The 15,377-nt window shown below is 42.0% G+C and carries 11 protein-coding genes and 6 tRNA genes; 3 read left to right on the top strand and 14 right to left on the bottom strand.

What is annotated here, in order from left to right:
* Position 1: 1 nt before the first annotated feature.
* Positions 2–1,060 carry a biotin synthase BioB gene (gene bioB / locus QUD85_RS07685; protein ID WP_093329775.1) on the bottom strand — a complete coding sequence of 353 codons (1,059 nt, stop codon included), beginning with the start codon at positions 1,058–1,060 and terminating at the stop codon, positions 2–4.
* 96 nt (positions 1,061–1,156) lie between these two features.
* Here bioB and bioA point away from each other — a divergent pair, with 96 nt between their 5' ends.
* From bioA to QUD85_RS07670, 3 genes are all read left to right on the top strand, one after another.
* Positions 1,157–2,461 (top strand): adenosylmethionine--8-amino-7-oxononanoate transaminase, encoded by a 1,305-nt coding sequence (bioA, locus tag QUD85_RS07680; protein ID WP_093329777.1) that lies wholly within the window; start codon positions 1,157–1,159, stop codon positions 2,459–2,461.
* A gap of 143 nt (positions 2,462–2,604) precedes the next feature.
* Positions 2,605–4,005 (top strand): asparagine--tRNA ligase, encoded by a 1,401-nt coding sequence (asnS, locus tag QUD85_RS07675; protein ID WP_093329779.1) that lies wholly within the window; start codon positions 2,605–2,607, stop codon positions 4,003–4,005.
* A 126-nt stretch (positions 4,006–4,131) separates the two neighbouring features.
* A complete protein-coding gene (locus tag QUD85_RS07670) occupies positions 4,132–5,130 on the top strand; it encodes a 6-phosphofructokinase (protein ID WP_093329782.1) in 999 nt (332 codons plus the stop codon).
* Positions 5,131–5,133: 3 nt separating this feature from the next.
* Here QUD85_RS07670 and QUD85_RS07665 read toward each other — a convergent pair whose 3' ends face one another.
* The 13 genes from QUD85_RS07665 to QUD85_RS07605 form a co-directional block, all read right to left on the bottom strand.
* A complete protein-coding gene (locus tag QUD85_RS07665) occupies positions 5,134–5,952 on the bottom strand; it encodes a LytR/AlgR family response regulator transcription factor (protein ID WP_093329830.1) in 819 nt (272 codons plus the stop codon).
* 5 nt (positions 5,953–5,957) lie between these two features.
* Complete coding sequence (locus QUD85_RS07660) at positions 5,958–7,031, bottom strand: sensor histidine kinase (protein ID WP_093329785.1); 1,074 nt, start codon at positions 7,029–7,031, stop codon at positions 5,958–5,960.
* 96 nt (positions 7,032–7,127) lie between these two features.
* Entirely contained in the window at positions 7,128–7,478 is a 351-nt protein-coding gene (gene hinT, locus QUD85_RS07655) for a purine nucleoside phosphoramidase (RefSeq protein WP_093329788.1), read from the bottom strand.
* A 30-nt stretch (positions 7,479–7,508) separates the two neighbouring features.
* On the bottom strand, positions 7,509–10,631 hold the full coding sequence (locus QUD85_RS07650) for an efflux RND transporter permease subunit (RefSeq protein WP_093329790.1): 3,123 nt from the start codon (positions 10,629–10,631) through the stop codon (positions 7,509–7,511).
* The gene (locus QUD85_RS07645) at positions 10,628–11,884 is read right to left on the bottom strand and encodes an efflux RND transporter periplasmic adaptor subunit (RefSeq protein ID WP_093329793.1); all 1,257 of its coding nucleotides are present in this window, start codon (positions 11,882–11,884) and stop codon (positions 10,628–10,630) included. Before QUD85_RS07645 ends, QUD85_RS07650 begins: the two co-directional genes overlap by 4 nt.
* A complete protein-coding gene (locus tag QUD85_RS07640; RefSeq protein WP_093329797.1) occupies positions 11,877–13,334 on the bottom strand; it encodes an efflux transporter outer membrane subunit in 1,458 nt (485 codons plus the stop codon). Before QUD85_RS07640 ends, QUD85_RS07645 begins: the two co-directional genes overlap by 8 nt.
* A gap of 180 nt (positions 13,335–13,514) precedes the next feature.
* Complete coding sequence (locus QUD85_RS07635) at positions 13,515–13,982, bottom strand: DUF4124 domain-containing protein (RefSeq protein ID WP_093329802.1); 468 nt, start codon at positions 13,980–13,982, stop codon at positions 13,515–13,517.
* A 691-nt stretch (positions 13,983–14,673) separates the two neighbouring features.
* Positions 14,674–14,760: transfer RNA gene (locus QUD85_RS07630), tRNA-Leu, on the bottom strand.
* A gap of 53 nt (positions 14,761–14,813) precedes the next feature.
* A tRNA-Gly gene (locus tag QUD85_RS07625) sits at positions 14,814–14,889 on the bottom strand.
* A 21-nt stretch (positions 14,890–14,910) separates the two neighbouring features.
* Positions 14,911–14,986, bottom strand: a tRNA-Gly gene (locus QUD85_RS07620).
* A 72-nt stretch (positions 14,987–15,058) separates the two neighbouring features.
* A tRNA-Leu gene (locus QUD85_RS07615) sits at positions 15,059–15,145 on the bottom strand.
* 4 nt (positions 15,146–15,149) lie between these two features.
* A tRNA-Cys gene (locus tag QUD85_RS07610) sits at positions 15,150–15,223 on the bottom strand.
* 40 nt (positions 15,224–15,263) lie between these two features.
* Positions 15,264–15,339, bottom strand: a tRNA-Gly gene (locus QUD85_RS07605).
* Positions 15,340–15,377: the final 38 nt, after the last annotated feature.

Below are 15,377 nucleotides of genomic sequence, written 5' to 3'. Positions count from 1 at the left end.
ACTACTGCGCTGCGTTGTAGAATAAATCTTTGTTTTCTTGGTCGACGATAGCTGTTTTTAACTTAGCTTGCGTAGCTTCGTCTTCAATACTGTCAACCGTTTCGGTATTTATGCCCAGCTTTTTGAACAAAATAACATCTTGGTTGGTTTCAGGGTTGCCTGCAGTTAATAGTTTGCAACCGAAGAAAATCGAGTTGGCACCTGCTAGGAAACAAAGCGACTGCATTTGTTCGTTCATGGCATCGCGTCCTGCAGACAATCTTACGTGCGACTTAGGCATCATAATACGTGCTACAGCAATGCTACGAATAAAATCAAAGTTGTCTAAATCATCAACGTTAGACAATGGCGTACCTTCAATTTTAACCAACATGTTAATTGGTACACTTTCTGGTTGTGGCGACAAGTTAGCTAGCTGCGCCAATAATGATGAACGATCAGTCGCTTTTTCACCTAAACCTAAAATACCACCGCTACATACTTTCATACCGGCATCGCGCACGTTAGTTAACGTATCTAATCTATCTTGATAGCTTCGCGTAGTTATAATCTGGTTATAATGTTCAGGTGACGTATCTAAATTATGGTTGTAGTAATCTAAGCCCGCTTCTTTTAACTGGTGCGCCTGATCGTTGTCTAACATACCAAGAGTCATACAAGTTTCTAGGCCTAGTGCTTTAACTTCTTTCACCATTTTTGTGACATACGGCATATCACGCTCTTTTGGATTACGCCAAGCCGCGCCCATACAAAAACGCGTAGAACCTTGTGCTTTAGCGGCTTTTGCTGCTTCCAACACTTTTTCTACTTCAAGCAATTTTTCCTTTTCAATATCGGTTTTGTAACGCGCGCTTTGTGAGCAATACTTACAGTCTTCTGGACACGCGCCCGTTTTAATTGATAACAAGGTGCTTACCTGGACTTCATTGGCATTGAAATGTTGTCTGTGCACAGATTGCGCATAAAACATTAAATCGTTAAAAGGTAATTCGAATAAGGCGTTTACTTCTTTTACTGTCCAATTGTGACGGACTTCGCCTAAATGTTGCGTTGCACTCATGTTTAAACCTGTGATTGATTGCGAAAGTATAAAAATATAGGTAGTCTAGCCTGCATTAACTTGCTGTCAACGAATTTAAACCACCAAAATTAACTAATGATTAATAATTATACAGATATTCTCTCTTTTGATAAAAAACATCTTTGGCATCCGTACACGTCTATGACCAATCCTTTACCTGTTTATTGTGTAGAGAGTGCGTCTGGTGTGCATATTAATTTAGCCAGCGGTGAATCCTTGATAGATGGTATGTCTTCTTGGTGGTCAGTTATTCACGGCTATAACCACCCTACTTTAAACAACGCCGTTGTTGAACAAACAAAAAAGATGGCGCATGTCATGTTTGGCGGTTTAACCCATAAGCCTGCGGTGGATTTAGCACAGCGTTTAGTAAATCTAACGCCTGCTGGACTAGATAAAGTGTTTCTTGCCGACAGTGGCTCTGTTTCGGTTGAAGTCGCCATAAAGATGGCATATCAATTCTGGCAAGCAAAAGGTCAGCACAAAAAAACGCGCTTATTGACGGTAAAAAATGGTTACCATGGCGATACTTTTGCCGCGATGAGCGTTTGCGATCCCGTTAACGGTATGCATCACATGTTTGAAAACGTAATGCAGCAACATTTATTTGCCCCTGCGCCGCAAACACGTTTCGAACAAGATTTTGACGAATCAGAACTAACATCACTTACCGCCCTGTTTGAACAGCACCATCAATCAATGGCCGCCCTTATTATTGAGCCGATTGTGCAAGGTGCCGGTGGTATGCGTATTTACCACAAAGACTATTTAAAAGCCTGTAGAGCACTGTGCGACAAATATGATGTGTTGTTGATTTGCGATGAAATAGCTACCGGATTTGGACGCACAGGTAAAATGTTTGCTTGCCAATGGGCTGACATTACACCCGATATCATGTGTTTAGGTAAAGCATTAACCGGTGGTTATATGACATTGGCAGCAACAATTACAACGCAACAAGTAGCTGATACGATTAGTGAAAGTGAAGCGGGTTGTTTTATGCATGGGCCGACGTTTATGGGCAACCCTTTAGCATGTGCGGTTGCCAATGCCAGTTTATCTTTGTTTGAACAAGACGACTACCTAAGCAAAATTGCAGCAATAGAGTCACAACTAAAGAACAACATTCTGCCACTTAAATCGCACCCTAGAGTTGCTGATACTCGCGTGTTAGGTGCAATCGGCGTTGTCGAAACACATCAGCCGGTCAATATGGCAAATATTCAAGCACATTTCGTTAGCCAAGGCGTATGGATTAGACCTTTTGGTAAGTTGATTTATATTATGCCGCCCTACGTGGCTACGAGCGCAGATCTAAATGCACTAACCTCTGCCATTGCTAGCGCACTAGATCAGGATAATTGTTTTAGTGCGAGTTGAATTTTAACGACTAAGCCATATATCAATAAAAGCGTTATTTCCTTGTAAAAAGAACAAGTTTTTCTTGTTTCTCTTGCCAAGCAAGGTAACATAGCATCCCTTAATTCAAAGCGAACAATGACAGAGAGAAAAGAGGTCAATCAATGTCAGTAATAGCGATTACCGATGTACTATCTGGAAAATATCCAGTAGATCAAGAAATCACAGTTCATGGCTGGATTCGCACACGTCGCGATTCTAAAGCCGGTATTTCATTTTTAGCGATTCATGATGGTTCATGTTTTGATCCGATTCAGGCGGTAGTTCCCAATGACCTCGAAAATTACGAGTCTGAAGTATTAAAGCTAACAACAGGTAGCTCTGTAAAAGTGACTGGTAAGCTGGTTGAGTCGCAAGGTTCAGGACAAGCATTTGAAATTCAAGCAACAGGCGTTGAAATATACGGTCTAGTTGAAGATCCTGACACCTACCCTATGGCAGCCAAGCGTCATAGTATTGAATTTTTACGTGAGCATGCGCATTTGCGCCCTCGCACTAATATTGGTGGTGCCGTAACGCGCGTACGTAACACGTTGGCTCAAGCTATCCATCGTTTTTTCCACGAACGTGGTTATATGTGGATTGCAACACCAATTGTAACAGGCAGCGACTGTGAAGGTGCTGGCGAAATGTTTAGAGTATCAACGCTTGATATGGAAAACTTGCCTCGTACAGAGCAAGGCGATATCGATTACAGCGAAGATTTCTTTGGTAAAGAAACGTTCCTAACGGTTTCGGGTCAGTTAAACGTTGAAACTTACGCGAGTGCATTGTCTAAGGTATACACCTTTGGCCCTACGTTCCGTGCTGAAAACTCAAATACGTCAAGACATTTGGCCGAGTTTTGGATGGTAGAACCTGAAATTGCGTTTGCCGATCTATCTATTGCCGCAGATCTAGCAGAAGATATGCTTAAGTACGTGTTTAAAGCAGTACTTGAAGAGCGCGCAGATGACATGGCGTTTTTCCAACAACGTGTAGACAAAACGGTTATCGACCGCTTAAACAGTGTTATCGACAGCGAATTTACACGTATGGATTACACTGACGCAATAGATATCCTACTTAACTGTGGCAAGAAGTTTGAAAACCCAGTGTCTTGGGGCATTGATTTAAACTCAGAGCACGAAAGATATCTAGCCGAAGAACATGTAGGCGGCCCTGTCGTTTTACAAAACTACCCGAAAGATATCAAAGCATTTTACATGCGTTTGAATGATGACGGTAAAACAGTAGCAGCGATGGACGTATTAGCGCCAGGCATCGGTGAAATCATCGGTGGTTCACAACGTGAGGAACGTCTAGATGTATTAGATGCTCGCCTTGCCGAGATGGATTTAGATCCAGCTGACTACAGTTGGTACAGAGACTTACGTCGCTACGGCACAGTGCCACATGCTGGTTTTGGTTTAGGTTTTGAACGCTTAGTTGCCTACGCAACAGGCGTTGGCAATGTAAGGGATGTCATTCCATTCCCAAGAGCACCTAAAACAGCTGCTTACTAAGATTCTAAAAGCCTCCATCTGGAGGCTTTTTTATTTGACCTACATCATTTAAATCAAAAAAACTGATTAACTCATTTCCATTATCCTCTATGCTTAACACAGGTTTTACTTTATCTCTGAGCATAGATGACAAAATCAAAACGAATAGCTTTATTGACAAGTGGTGGTGATGCACCGGGCATGAATGCTGCAATTCGCGGCGTAGTGCTCGCCTGTGAGAAACATGACGTGCAGGTCTATGGTTACTTGCAAGGTTACAATGGCCTCATAGACGACAACTATTGTTTACTTACCAGTGACGATGTTGCTCAAATCGTCCATTTAGGTGGCACCATTTTAAAAAGCGCCCGTTGTCCGCAAATGTGTGATGACGACGGTTTAAAACAAGCAGCCACAAACTTAATGAAATCAAAAATAGATGCATTAATTGTGATCGGTGGCGATGGCTCTTTTAATGGCCTACTTGCGTTAAAGCGCTTTTGGCCTGGGCAAATGCTTGGGTTGCCTGGCACTATAGACAATGATTTAGATAACACTGACTATACAATTGGCTTCTCAACGGCCATAAATACGGCGCTTGATGCGATAGACAAAATACGTGACACGGCACAAGCTTTCGATCGCGTTTTTGCAATCGAGCTCATGGGTAGACACAGCGGACACCTTACTTTTAACACCGGTATCGCCAGTGGCGCTGAACATATTATGTCATTTGAAAACACTAATGTTTCTGATACTGACAAAACGCTCTCTGAGTTAGCTCAAGAGATAAACGTAATAAAACAAAAGCGAAATCGTAGCTACGTAATTGTAGTTGCAGAAAACCTCTGGCCTGGCGGCGTTCAAACATTAGCTACGCAACTAAAACAATCACATAACATTGATTGCACTGTTTGTGTGCTTGGCCATATTCAACGCGGTGGCAATCCTGATGCGAAAGATCGCGTAATGGCAACTAGGATGGGAGTTGCAGCGGTACAAGCTGTTTTATTGGGTGAAACAGACAAAATGGTTGGAGAAGTAAATCAGGAAATGGTACTTGTGCCATTAAAAACGGCTATACAACAAACAAAAGCGGTAAATAGCCACTTAGTTGAAATGCAATCGACTATTTTAAAAGGATGATCATTAAACAGTAACGAGCTGCTTAACTTTATCTTTATAGCTTCTGCTCACCTTTAATTCTTTACCGTTTTTCATCACTAAGTAGTATTCGCCGTTTAGCTGACTACAAAACTTTTGAATAAAATTAATATTAACAATAGAAGAACGGTGACTACGCACAAATATCTTAGGATCTAGAATTTCTTCTAACTGTTTCATCGTTTTGCGCAGTATGTGTGTACCGTCATTTTCGGTGTGAACGCACATATAATCGCCCGCCGCATCAATCCATAAAATTGAATTCACCGGTACGCGACTTACTTCACCCGAATCCTTGATTGGTAAAATATCTGAATATGTTTTTAAGCTAATGTCTTCTTGATTGGCGAGAGATTCGTATATCACCTCTGCTTCTTGGCCACTTAATTGGCTGACTAAAGCAACTAATTTGTTGGTTTGTTGCGCTTTTTGTTGTTCGGCTATGCGTTGAGTAACCTTCTCTACGGCTTCTGCTAGTCTGTCTTCATCAACAGGCTTTAACAAATAATCTATCGCGTGCATTTCAAATGCTTTCAACGCATATTCGTCAAACGCAGTCACAAAAATAAAATGTGGCAAGTTTTCGGCTTTGTTTAGTAACTGTTCTACTGCTTCAATACCGGTGATGCCTGGCATTTGGATATCTATAAAGACCAAATCAACATCATTTTCTAACACAAAATCTATTGCTGCCTGACCATTATTCGCTTCACCAACAATGTCGATATTGTTGAGCTCATATAAGCGTATTCTAAGCCCTTTTCTTGCAAGTGGTTCGTCATCAACAATCAGTGTTTTTAACATCACGTTTAGGATTCCTCAGATACTTCGTATGGCATGCGCATATTTACCTTAACACCTTGCGGTCGATTATTCGACACAACTAAAGCAAAGTTTTCACCATATAATGCCTGAAGACGTTCACGGGTATTTGCTAATCCAACACCATTCTCACGATGTAGATTACCATTTTTTATTTCGGCGCCGGGACCATTATCTGCAACCTCTAAAAGTAGATCGTTGCCAAAGTGCTTACAGTGTATATCAATGGTACCGCCATCCTCTTGTACGGCAATAGCATACTTGATCGCGTTTTCTACAATAGGCTGTAAAATCATGCTAGGTACCAAGGCTTCTTTACAATCATCATCAAGCACGAAATTCACTTGTAAACGCTCTTCAAACCTGACTTTTTCGATATCTAGATACAACTGCAACGCTTTAAATTCGGTCGCTAGATTAACCTTTTTCATCGGATCTTTGTCTAGCGTGTAGCGCAAAAACTCACTTAGCTTGGTGACCATACCATTGGCTGTTTTGTTGTCTTTAACCATGATTAACGTCGAAATGGCGTTTAAGGTATTAAACAAAAAGTGCGGGTTAAGTTGATATCTAAGCATTTTCAGCTGCGCCTGATGCGCAACAGTATTGGCCTGTAATACATTTTGCTTTTCTTTTTGCAGCATCTGGTAGTACTTAATACCAAAATACAACACACTCCAACTAAGGATGATATAGAAAAACCAAATACTATTTTGGGTATACATCAGCCAAAAGTCTGGCCTAAAGCCATGTTTGTATATTTCCCAATAGTTTATATTAGCGACCACACGCCATAAAACACCAACAACATAAGAACAGACGATAATAACAATGACAATTTTACCTGGAGTTAGATTCCAGGCTTTGCGGTAAACGTAACGTAGAGGAATGGTTAGCAGCCATCCAGCGTAGGCGTTTAAGAAAATGATGATGACAAAGATATCCCGCAGATCATGTAATAATGACCCAAGGAAATGGATAAAGGCAAAGCCCAACCAACCGGCGGTGTGTAGAATCCAGAAAAATCGATTTCTATCTTCTATTAAAGAATTCCAATTCAACGAGTTGTCTCGAAAGTTTTATCTATATACTAGTATGTGCCATAACTTTTGTACCGTCATGGCAACTAATCCCACGTTTACAGCGACTTATCGATTTTAGCCCGCAACCATTGGACCTACAGGTTCCCCACCGAGCAAGTGCATATGAATGTGGTACACCTCTTGCCCTCCGTGGTCGTTGCAGTTCATGATCAAACGATAACCATCTTCTGCAATACCCTCTTCTTTTGCCAATTGCTTGGCAACGGTAATCATACGCCCCAGAGTTAATTCGTCTTCTTGTTCAACGTCATTAACAGTTGGGATTAGTTTGTTCGGAATAATCAGGATATGAGTACTCTTGCGCGGAGAAATGTCTCTAAACGCTGTTACTAGTTCATCTTGATACAATAAGGGAGTTGGGATCTCTTGTCGGATTATCTTAGAAAATATGGTTTCTTCAGCCATCACAGTGTCCTTGTTATGACAAAACACACGTTAAACGTGTGCTTTGTCAGAAAATAAGTGTTGTTTAAGCTTATTTAATCCGTTTTTACCATCTTCAACAAGTAAATAATTCACAGGAACTAATACTAAGGTAATTAGTGTGGCAAAAATAATACCAAAACCAAGTGATACCGCCATAGGGATCAAGAACTGAGCCTGTGTTGATTTTTCAAACAAGAGCGGCATTAAACCGATAAAGGTTGTTAATGAAGTTAACATAACCGGCCTGAATCTCGCTTGACCTGCTGACAATACAGCGTCCATCACGTTATGGCCCTTTTCTCGCATTTTATTAACGAAATCAACTAAGACTAGACTGTCGTTAACAACAACACCAATCAACGCCATAATACCTAAGATACTGAATATCGTTAGATCCATTCCCATTATCCAATGGCCAACCACGGCGCCAATTGCGCCAAAAGGTATTACAGACATAACAATCAACGGCTGGATATATGACTTGAACGGTATTGCCAATAAACAATAAATCACAAAGAACACGAGTACTAAGCCTACAGATAAACTGCCAAACGACTCTTGTTGTTCCTTCGCCTCGCCCTCTAATTCGTAGCTTACGCCCGGATATTTCTGCATCAACTGCTGCAAGTACTGATTAAGATCAGCGTTAAGCGCCGTCATGTTAGTCGACTTTTTATCTACGTCTGCCGTGATATTTAACGTACGGTAACGATCGATACGAATAATGCTCGACGGGCTCTTACCAGGCTTAAGTTTCGCAACATGGGATAGCGGCACTTTGCCGCCGTTAGGCGTGTTGATTAACATGTCTTTCAAGCTAGATATCGAACCACGCTCTTCACGCGGGAATCTAAGCATTACACGGACATCGTCCCTACCACGTTGAATACGTTGAATTTGAGAACCAAAAAAAGCATTTCTAACTTGGCTGGTAATCGATGAAATCGACATACCCATCGCATAACCTTGGTCAGTCAGTTCAATTTGAATTTCTTCTTTACCATCAGACATTGAATCGGCAATATCAAACGCTGTTGGATAGGTGGCAATATAGGCTTTAACCTCTTCTGCTACTGTTTCGAGCAAAGACATACTAGTTGCTGACAATTGCACATCAATAGGGTCGCCACCTCGGCCAAACTCAGCTCTAAAGGTAACGCTTTCAGCGCCAGGCAGCGGGCCAATTAAATCTCGCCATTCATTGACCAGCTCTCTTGAGCCGATACCAAAGTAGTTTTTCTCAGCAGGTAAGATTTCAAAACGAACCTGTCCCTGATTATCGCCACGCCAACCACCAGTGGTCGCTAACGTGTTTAAAATAACACTTTGACCATTTACGTCGCGATACTTTTCTTGCAGTTGTTTCGCCGCGTCAGAAATTTTAGCCACATAACCATCAACCACTTCAAAACTTGTACCCACTGGCATCGTTATAGTTGCTCTAACGGTCTCAGATGGAATACGAGGGAAAAAGGTAAACCTTGTCCAACCCGACATGATAAAGGACAAAATCAGCACAAAAACACCGATAAAGGTCATTAGCGTGGCAAATCGGTTGCGCGTAGCAAAACCAAGCGCGGGTTTATAGTATTTTAGAATCGCCGCTTCAAAACCATCAGCAAACTTCTGTTGCCACTCACTGAGTTTTGACACTTTCGTTTTTTCATGGCGTAACTTTAAGTTCTTTAAATGGGCTGGTAATACAAACTTTGACTCTATCAATGAGAAAAGAAGTACTGGAATTACAATTAACGCAATTTGAGAAAAGAAATCGCCTCTGCGCCCTTCAATAAACAGCAGTGGCATAAATGCAGCGACTGTTGTTAACACACCAAAGGTTACTGGTGTCGCAACTTCTTGCGTGCCTTTAATTGCAGCTTCTAGGCCTGTTTTGTATCCAGGCATTTGGCTGTGCCTGTATATGTTTTCGCCGGTAACGATGGCGTCATCTACAACAATACCAAGCACCACGATAAACCCGAACAAGCTCATTATGTTTATCGTCACGCCAAGTAACGGCATAGCCATAAACGCGCCTAAGAAACACACAGGTATGCCTATAAATACCCAAAATGCGATTGAAGGTCTCAGGAATAGCGTAAGTAACAATAGGACTAAGAAACCACCTTGTAAGGCATTACTAATCAATGTGTTTAAACGATTCTTAACGACTTGTGAATCGTCATCCCAATAGCTTAGTGTAAAGCCATCAGGCAAGGTAGCTTGGCGCTTGTCTATATACGCTTTTACCTCATCGGCAACGTCGATAGCACTTTGATTGCCGATACGCTGAACCTCAATCATGGCGCCTTGTTGACCATTAAAACGGGCTCTAAGCGGTGTTTCTTCAAACCCATCGTTTACTTGTGCTACATCGCGTAGACGCAACATGGTGCCGTCTGGATTAGTTTTAACAACGATTCTTTCAAATTCATCTTTACGATAGGCTTGCCCTTTTGAGCGCACCAATACATCACCACCATCGGTTTTAACGTTACCTGCCGACATGTCTAATGAGCTATTTCGAACCGCTTGCGCGATATCTTCTAGCGAAACATTGTGCTCTCTTAATTTGGCCTGCTTAACATCAATGCTAATTTCATAATTTCGAACGGCGTCAAGTTGCAGCTGTGTAACATTAGGTAGACGCAACAAGTCATCGCGCACCTGCTCTGCAAATTCACGAATTTCTTTTTCACCATATTCTGACGCTATAGTGACGGTAATAACGTCTCTAAGCCATGGGTTGTTTGAAACGACAGGTTTTTCTGCCTCTGCTGGAAAGGTGTTTATCGCATCGACACGACTTTTTACATCCGCAAGTAATTCTCTTGGATCATAGCCTTTGTCTACTTCTAAAGTGACGCGCGAAGAGCCTTCACTTGAACGAGACGTGATCTTTTTTATGCCTTGTAAATCCTGCACCGCTTCTTCAATGCGAATAGAAACGCCCTGCTCTACATCTTCAGGCGTAGCACCACGAAGCGAGACACTGACACGAATCGTTTCAGATTCAAAGCTTGGAAAGACTTCAATAGGTATATTGCCACGCAATGTTACGACACCTAGCATAACTATGGTGATCATTAACAAATTAGCGGCTACATGATTGCGCGCAAACCAAGCGATCATTTAGTTTCTCCTTGGCTTGTAGCTGGCGCCTTAGGGCCTTTCTTTTTAGCGGCGACTTCCGCTTTCACTTCAACGTCATCTAACTTAGTTATTGCTACGGGTGTACCAGAGTTAACTTGCCCTAGCGGTGTAATAACCAGTTTTTCACCGGCATTAACACCTTGAGCTAGGATGGCAAAGTTAGCATTTTGCCACGCGATATCGATTTCTTTACGCAGTAATTTTCCGTCTTTAACGATATAAACATAACTGCCTTGGTAAATCGCTTTGTTAGGCACTGTAATCGCGCCATTTACCACTCGCCCATTGATTTCCGCCGACACGTACTGACCAATTTTAATCGGTAAGGCATTGTTGTCATTGTAACCATAGGGATCGTCTATTTGAGCGACAACAAAAAGCTGCTGCGAATTTGCATCAAACGCACCCTCTGTACGAACGATTTTGCCGTACCAAGTTTGTTTACCGATTAAATCTGAATGTACGGCAACTAATGGTTGTTGATTAACCGACTCTTCTCTAAAGCGATTGCTCTCAGGTAATACCATGTAAGGTAGATCTTTGTTTTTGATTGGTAGCCTAATTTCGACGTAATCGGTCGCGTAAATTTGTGCTAGCTGCGTACCTGACGATACAACTTGACCTACATCAACATATTTAAACAAGATGCGACCATCATAAGGCGCTTTAATTTGTGTGCGCTCAAGCGCTAGCTGTGCTTTAGCTAATGTTGCCTCTGCACTGCTTACTTTGGCTTGTGCTGCGGTTAACTGCGGCTTTCTTAATACAAGATCGGGTGCTTCGCCGCCATTGCCGATACGGTCCCAGTCCTGTTTTGCTTGTTCTACTCGAGCTTCTTCTTCACTTAATGATTGTTTAGCGTTGAATAAAGTTGATTGAGCTATCTTAACTTCAGAAACATGATCTCTGTCATCAAGTTGTACCAACATTTCACCCTTTTCAAAGAAGCCACCTTCTCTAAATTTAGGGCTAATATCTGTTATTTGCCCTGATACTTGAGGAAACAATATCGATTGTGTTCTTGGCTTAACAGTACCGTAGCTATCGATGGTAATTGCAATATTTTCACTGGAAAGCGTTCGAGCTTCCACATTAAGCTGTGGCGCGCCACTAGGCTTAAAACGTGGTGTTTGCGGCGGATTACTAATAACAATTCGCGCTGCAAAGATAAAACCAATCAAAATAAGAATAGGTAAAATTATTTTGGTAAAAAGCGTTTTTTGTTTAGGCATCGGTATCACTCTGATTAATCGCAGCGGTATTTGATTGCTCTGCAACTTCTTCGAAGCTGCCGCCTAGTGCGATATGCAATTGAATTCTGTTTTGAAGTAATTGATTTGTTAGCTGTATAACGTTGGTTTGAGCATCAAAGGCACGACGCTGAGACTCTAACACTGCACTATAGCTAACAATCCCTTTCATATATTGGTTGAAAGACAGCGATTCAGCTTCTAATGCGTTTTCTCGCGCATCCACAAAATAATGGTATCGGCTTAATAACGCTGCTCTGTTGCTGATAGCATTTTCGACCTCTGCAAAGGCGTTATGTACTGCCAACAAATAGTTTTGTTCTTGCTTCACCACTTGAAGTCTAGCGGTTTCTTCCAAAGATGAAAGACGACCAGCATCAAACAGTGGTGTTGTCACATTACCTAACAACGACCAGGCTAGTGCATCTGCATCAAGCAAATCAGATAAATCTGGCGCGCTTGTACCCGTTGAAGCAGATAATGCTATTCTAGGAAAGCGTTGCTTATGTGCAACAGCAAGGCCAGCGTCTAGCGCTAAAAGCTCATACCAAAGCGCTTGGATATCTTTTCTTCTGGTCAGTAAATCAGACGGTAAGCCAGTGGCAATTTTACTGTTTATACGAGGAAGCTCAGATGGCGCAGTAATCGCTGAAGATGGAAAGTCGCCAAGCAGTATTTCTAAAGACCGTTTATTCTCTAGCACTTTTTGACGCTGCTCTTCAACGCGCGCTAGTTCACGCGACACATCATTTTGCGATAAATAAATATCTAATGCTTGATTTAAGCCCAATCGATAACTGGCTTGGATCAACTCTAAATTATGCTCTAGATTACGTGCTCGTTCTTCAAACAACAACGCGAGTTGTTGTGCTTCTTGCAAATTAAACCAAGCACTAGCAACAGACGCTACCAAGTTGTTCTTGTCGTCTTCATAACGCAGGTTTGCCGCTAGATAATCAAGTTGATCTTGTTGCTGTTGGTCGGAAAGCTTGCCCCACAAATCTAGCTCATAAGATAAATTTAAAGAAAGGTCATAGTCTGTTGTATACAGCTCATTGCCGGATACAATGGATTTTCGTCTTTGACCGCTAAAGGCAAGATCAAGTGCTGGCCAATCAGTGCTTTCAGAGATATTTAATCGTTGCTCTGCGATTGCAACATCAATCGCGCTCGCTTTAAGTTGGAAGTTTTTGCTTAAAGACTTCTCTGTTAAACGAATGAGTTTTATATCTTCGAAATTACGTAGCCAATCATCAACAGCAACAATGCTGTTGTCTAGTTGTTCTGTTTCCTTGGCATTCAAATGTACGTTGGACCACTGCGTTGGCGATTTAAAGTCCCTACTCTGCGTCGTAATGCCGCTTGGGGAGGAACACGCAACGAGTAATGCCGACAACGACAAGCTCATGGTTAACAATGTGTTTTTAGACATTTAACTAAATTTTCTAATAATAAATACAAATAACCTTGTGATGGTACCGTTGTACGTAGGCCACAACAATAAGGTTTACATAGTTTTACATTGTATACATTTAGTTAAATTATTGAATTAAGTGGCGATGATTCACCACTTTTTTGAGATGACATGTAAGCGTAGACAAAAATTCGACATTTATTGGATGTTTTCTAACTGCTTTCGTTGTTGTTGAATTAAACGTTCGTATTTCTTTCTAACTTCTTTTTGACGCTTGGCAATGATGTCGTCATAGCTCTTGCCATTGCGACGCTCAATTGCAAAATTAGTGGTATTATCCAAATCAGCGAGCTCTTGCTGCATTTGTTGCTGTAGACGTACAATCTTTTTGTTTATTTTGTCTGTTTCACGCGCTTTCTTGCGTTCGGCTACTTTAGCCTGAGTGTCAGCAAGTGTTTGTTGATTGTCTTCTGATGTGCTTACTGAACTGACTGCGCTCGACTTTGTGCTATAGACAATCTGCTGTGCGTCCTTAGCACAAGGAATATCACTATAGGCTGTAACACCCTGCTTTACACATTTATATACGGTCGTTTGTTCATTTTCCGCATAAGCACCTGAGCTCACCAATATAGCTACCATGCCAACCACTTTGTATATATCCATTGCCTACTCCAAATAAACATCATTTTTAGTCAACATGCTAATAATAGCTCATTGATTGTTAAAGGATAAAGAATGCGAGATCTGCGGTCAACCTAAAGCACGAAAACTTTAGTAGCTATTGGTTTAAAATCAATGATATGCGCTGCTAAGTTAAAGCGAAAAGTAAGTTTTGGCCTAACAGGCAAAATATAGGATGTATTTTGTACTTGATTAGGGAACCGGTGAAAGTTCGGACAAAGGATTTAATAAGAGATTATTAAATGGTACCCGGGGCCGGAATGTAAATGTATGGAACATTTACCAACACAAGTTGTGGCCTAACAGGCTAAATATAGGATGTATTTTGTACTTGATAAGGGGACCGGTGAAAGTCTGGACAAAGGATTTAATAAGAGATTATTAAATGGTACCCGGGGCCGGAATGTAAATGTATGGAACATTTACCAACACAAGTTGTGGCCTAACAGGCTAAATATAGGATGTATTTTGTACTTGATAAGGGGACCGGTGAAAGTCTGGACAAAGGATTTAATAAGAGATTATTAAATGGTACCCGGGGCCGGAATGTAAATGTATGGAACATTTACCAACACAAGTTGTGGCCTAACAGGCAAAATATAGGACGTATTTTGTACTTGATAAGGGGACCGGTGAAAGTTCGGAACAAAGGATTTAATAAGAGATTATTAAATGGTACCCGGGGCCGGACTTGAACCGGCACGCTGTTACCAGCGAGGGATTTTAAATCCCTTGTGTCTACCAATTCCACCACCCGGGCACGGGAAGATTTTTATACTAGATAATTGGTGATCTAGTGCTTCTAAAAGAAGTTGGAGCGGCTGACGAGGCTCGAACTCGTGACATCGACCTTGGCAAGGTCGTGCTCTACCAACTGAGCTACAGCCGCTTGGTAAAGGCTTGTGGAAATTGGAGCGGCTGACGAGGCTCGAACTCGTGACATCGACCTTGGCAAGGTCGTGCTCTACCAACTGAGCTACAGCCGCTTTATATTTCCGGCGCGCATTCTAGCGCATCCTATTTTCTATTTCAACACCGTTCAACATCAGCGGATGAAATGGTACCCGGGGCCGGACTTGAACCGGCACGCTGTTACCAGCGAGGGATTTTAAATCCCTTGTGTCTACCAATTCCACCACCCGGGCAAAATGGAGGCGGGTCCCGGAGTCGAACCGAGGTCCACGGATTTGCAATCCGCTGCATAGCCACTCTGCCAACCCGCCGTTTCATCAACTCGAGTTGAGGGTGTTTCCTTAGAAAAATTGGAGCGGCTGACGAGGCTCGAACTCGTGACATCGACCTTGGCAAGGTCGTGCTCTACCAACTGAGCTACAGCCGCTTTAATTGATGACTCCCTGTCAACGGAGGTGCATTCTA

The sequence above is a fragment of the Thalassotalea agarivorans genome, from assembly GCF_030295955.1.
GTDB classification, from domain to species: Bacteria; Pseudomonadota; Gammaproteobacteria; order Enterobacterales; family Alteromonadaceae; genus Thalassotalea_D; species Thalassotalea_D agarivorans.
This window is presented reverse-complemented; position numbering and strand designations above follow the sequence as displayed.

Excerpts from the sequence above, each read along its gene's own strand:
- QUD85_RS07670 (WP_093329782.1), top strand. The coding sequence starts at position 4,132 with ATGACAAAATCAAAACGAATAGCTTTATTGACAAGTGGTGGTGATGCA.
- QUD85_RS07650 (WP_093329790.1), bottom strand. The coding sequence starts at position 10,631 with ATGATCGCTTGGTTTGCGCGCAATCATGTAGCCGCTAATTTGTTAATG.
- asnS (WP_093329779.1), top strand. The coding sequence starts at position 2,605 with ATGTCAGTAATAGCGATTACCGATGTACTATCTGGAAAATATCCAGTA.
- QUD85_RS07665 (WP_093329830.1), bottom strand. The coding sequence starts at position 5,952 with ATGTTAAAAACACTGATTGTTGATGACGAACCACTTGCAAGAAAAGGG.
- QUD85_RS07645 (WP_093329793.1), bottom strand. The coding sequence starts at position 11,884 with ATGCCTAAACAAAAAACGCTTTTTACCAAAATAATTTTACCTATTCTT.
- QUD85_RS07635 (WP_093329802.1), bottom strand. The coding sequence starts at position 13,982 with ATGGATATATACAAAGTGGTTGGCATGGTAGCTATATTGGTGAGCTCA.
- bioB (WP_093329775.1), bottom strand. The coding sequence starts at position 1,060 with ATGAGTGCAACGCAACATTTAGGCGAAGTCCGTCACAATTGGACAGTA.
- QUD85_RS07640 (WP_093329797.1), bottom strand. The coding sequence starts at position 13,334 with ATGTCTAAAAACACATTGTTAACCATGAGCTTGTCGTTGTCGGCATTA.
- hinT (WP_093329788.1), bottom strand. The coding sequence starts at position 7,478 with ATGGCTGAAGAAACCATATTTTCTAAGATAATCCGACAAGAGATCCCA.
- bioA (WP_093329777.1), top strand. The coding sequence starts at position 1,157 with ATGATTAATAATTATACAGATATTCTCTCTTTTGATAAAAAACATCTT.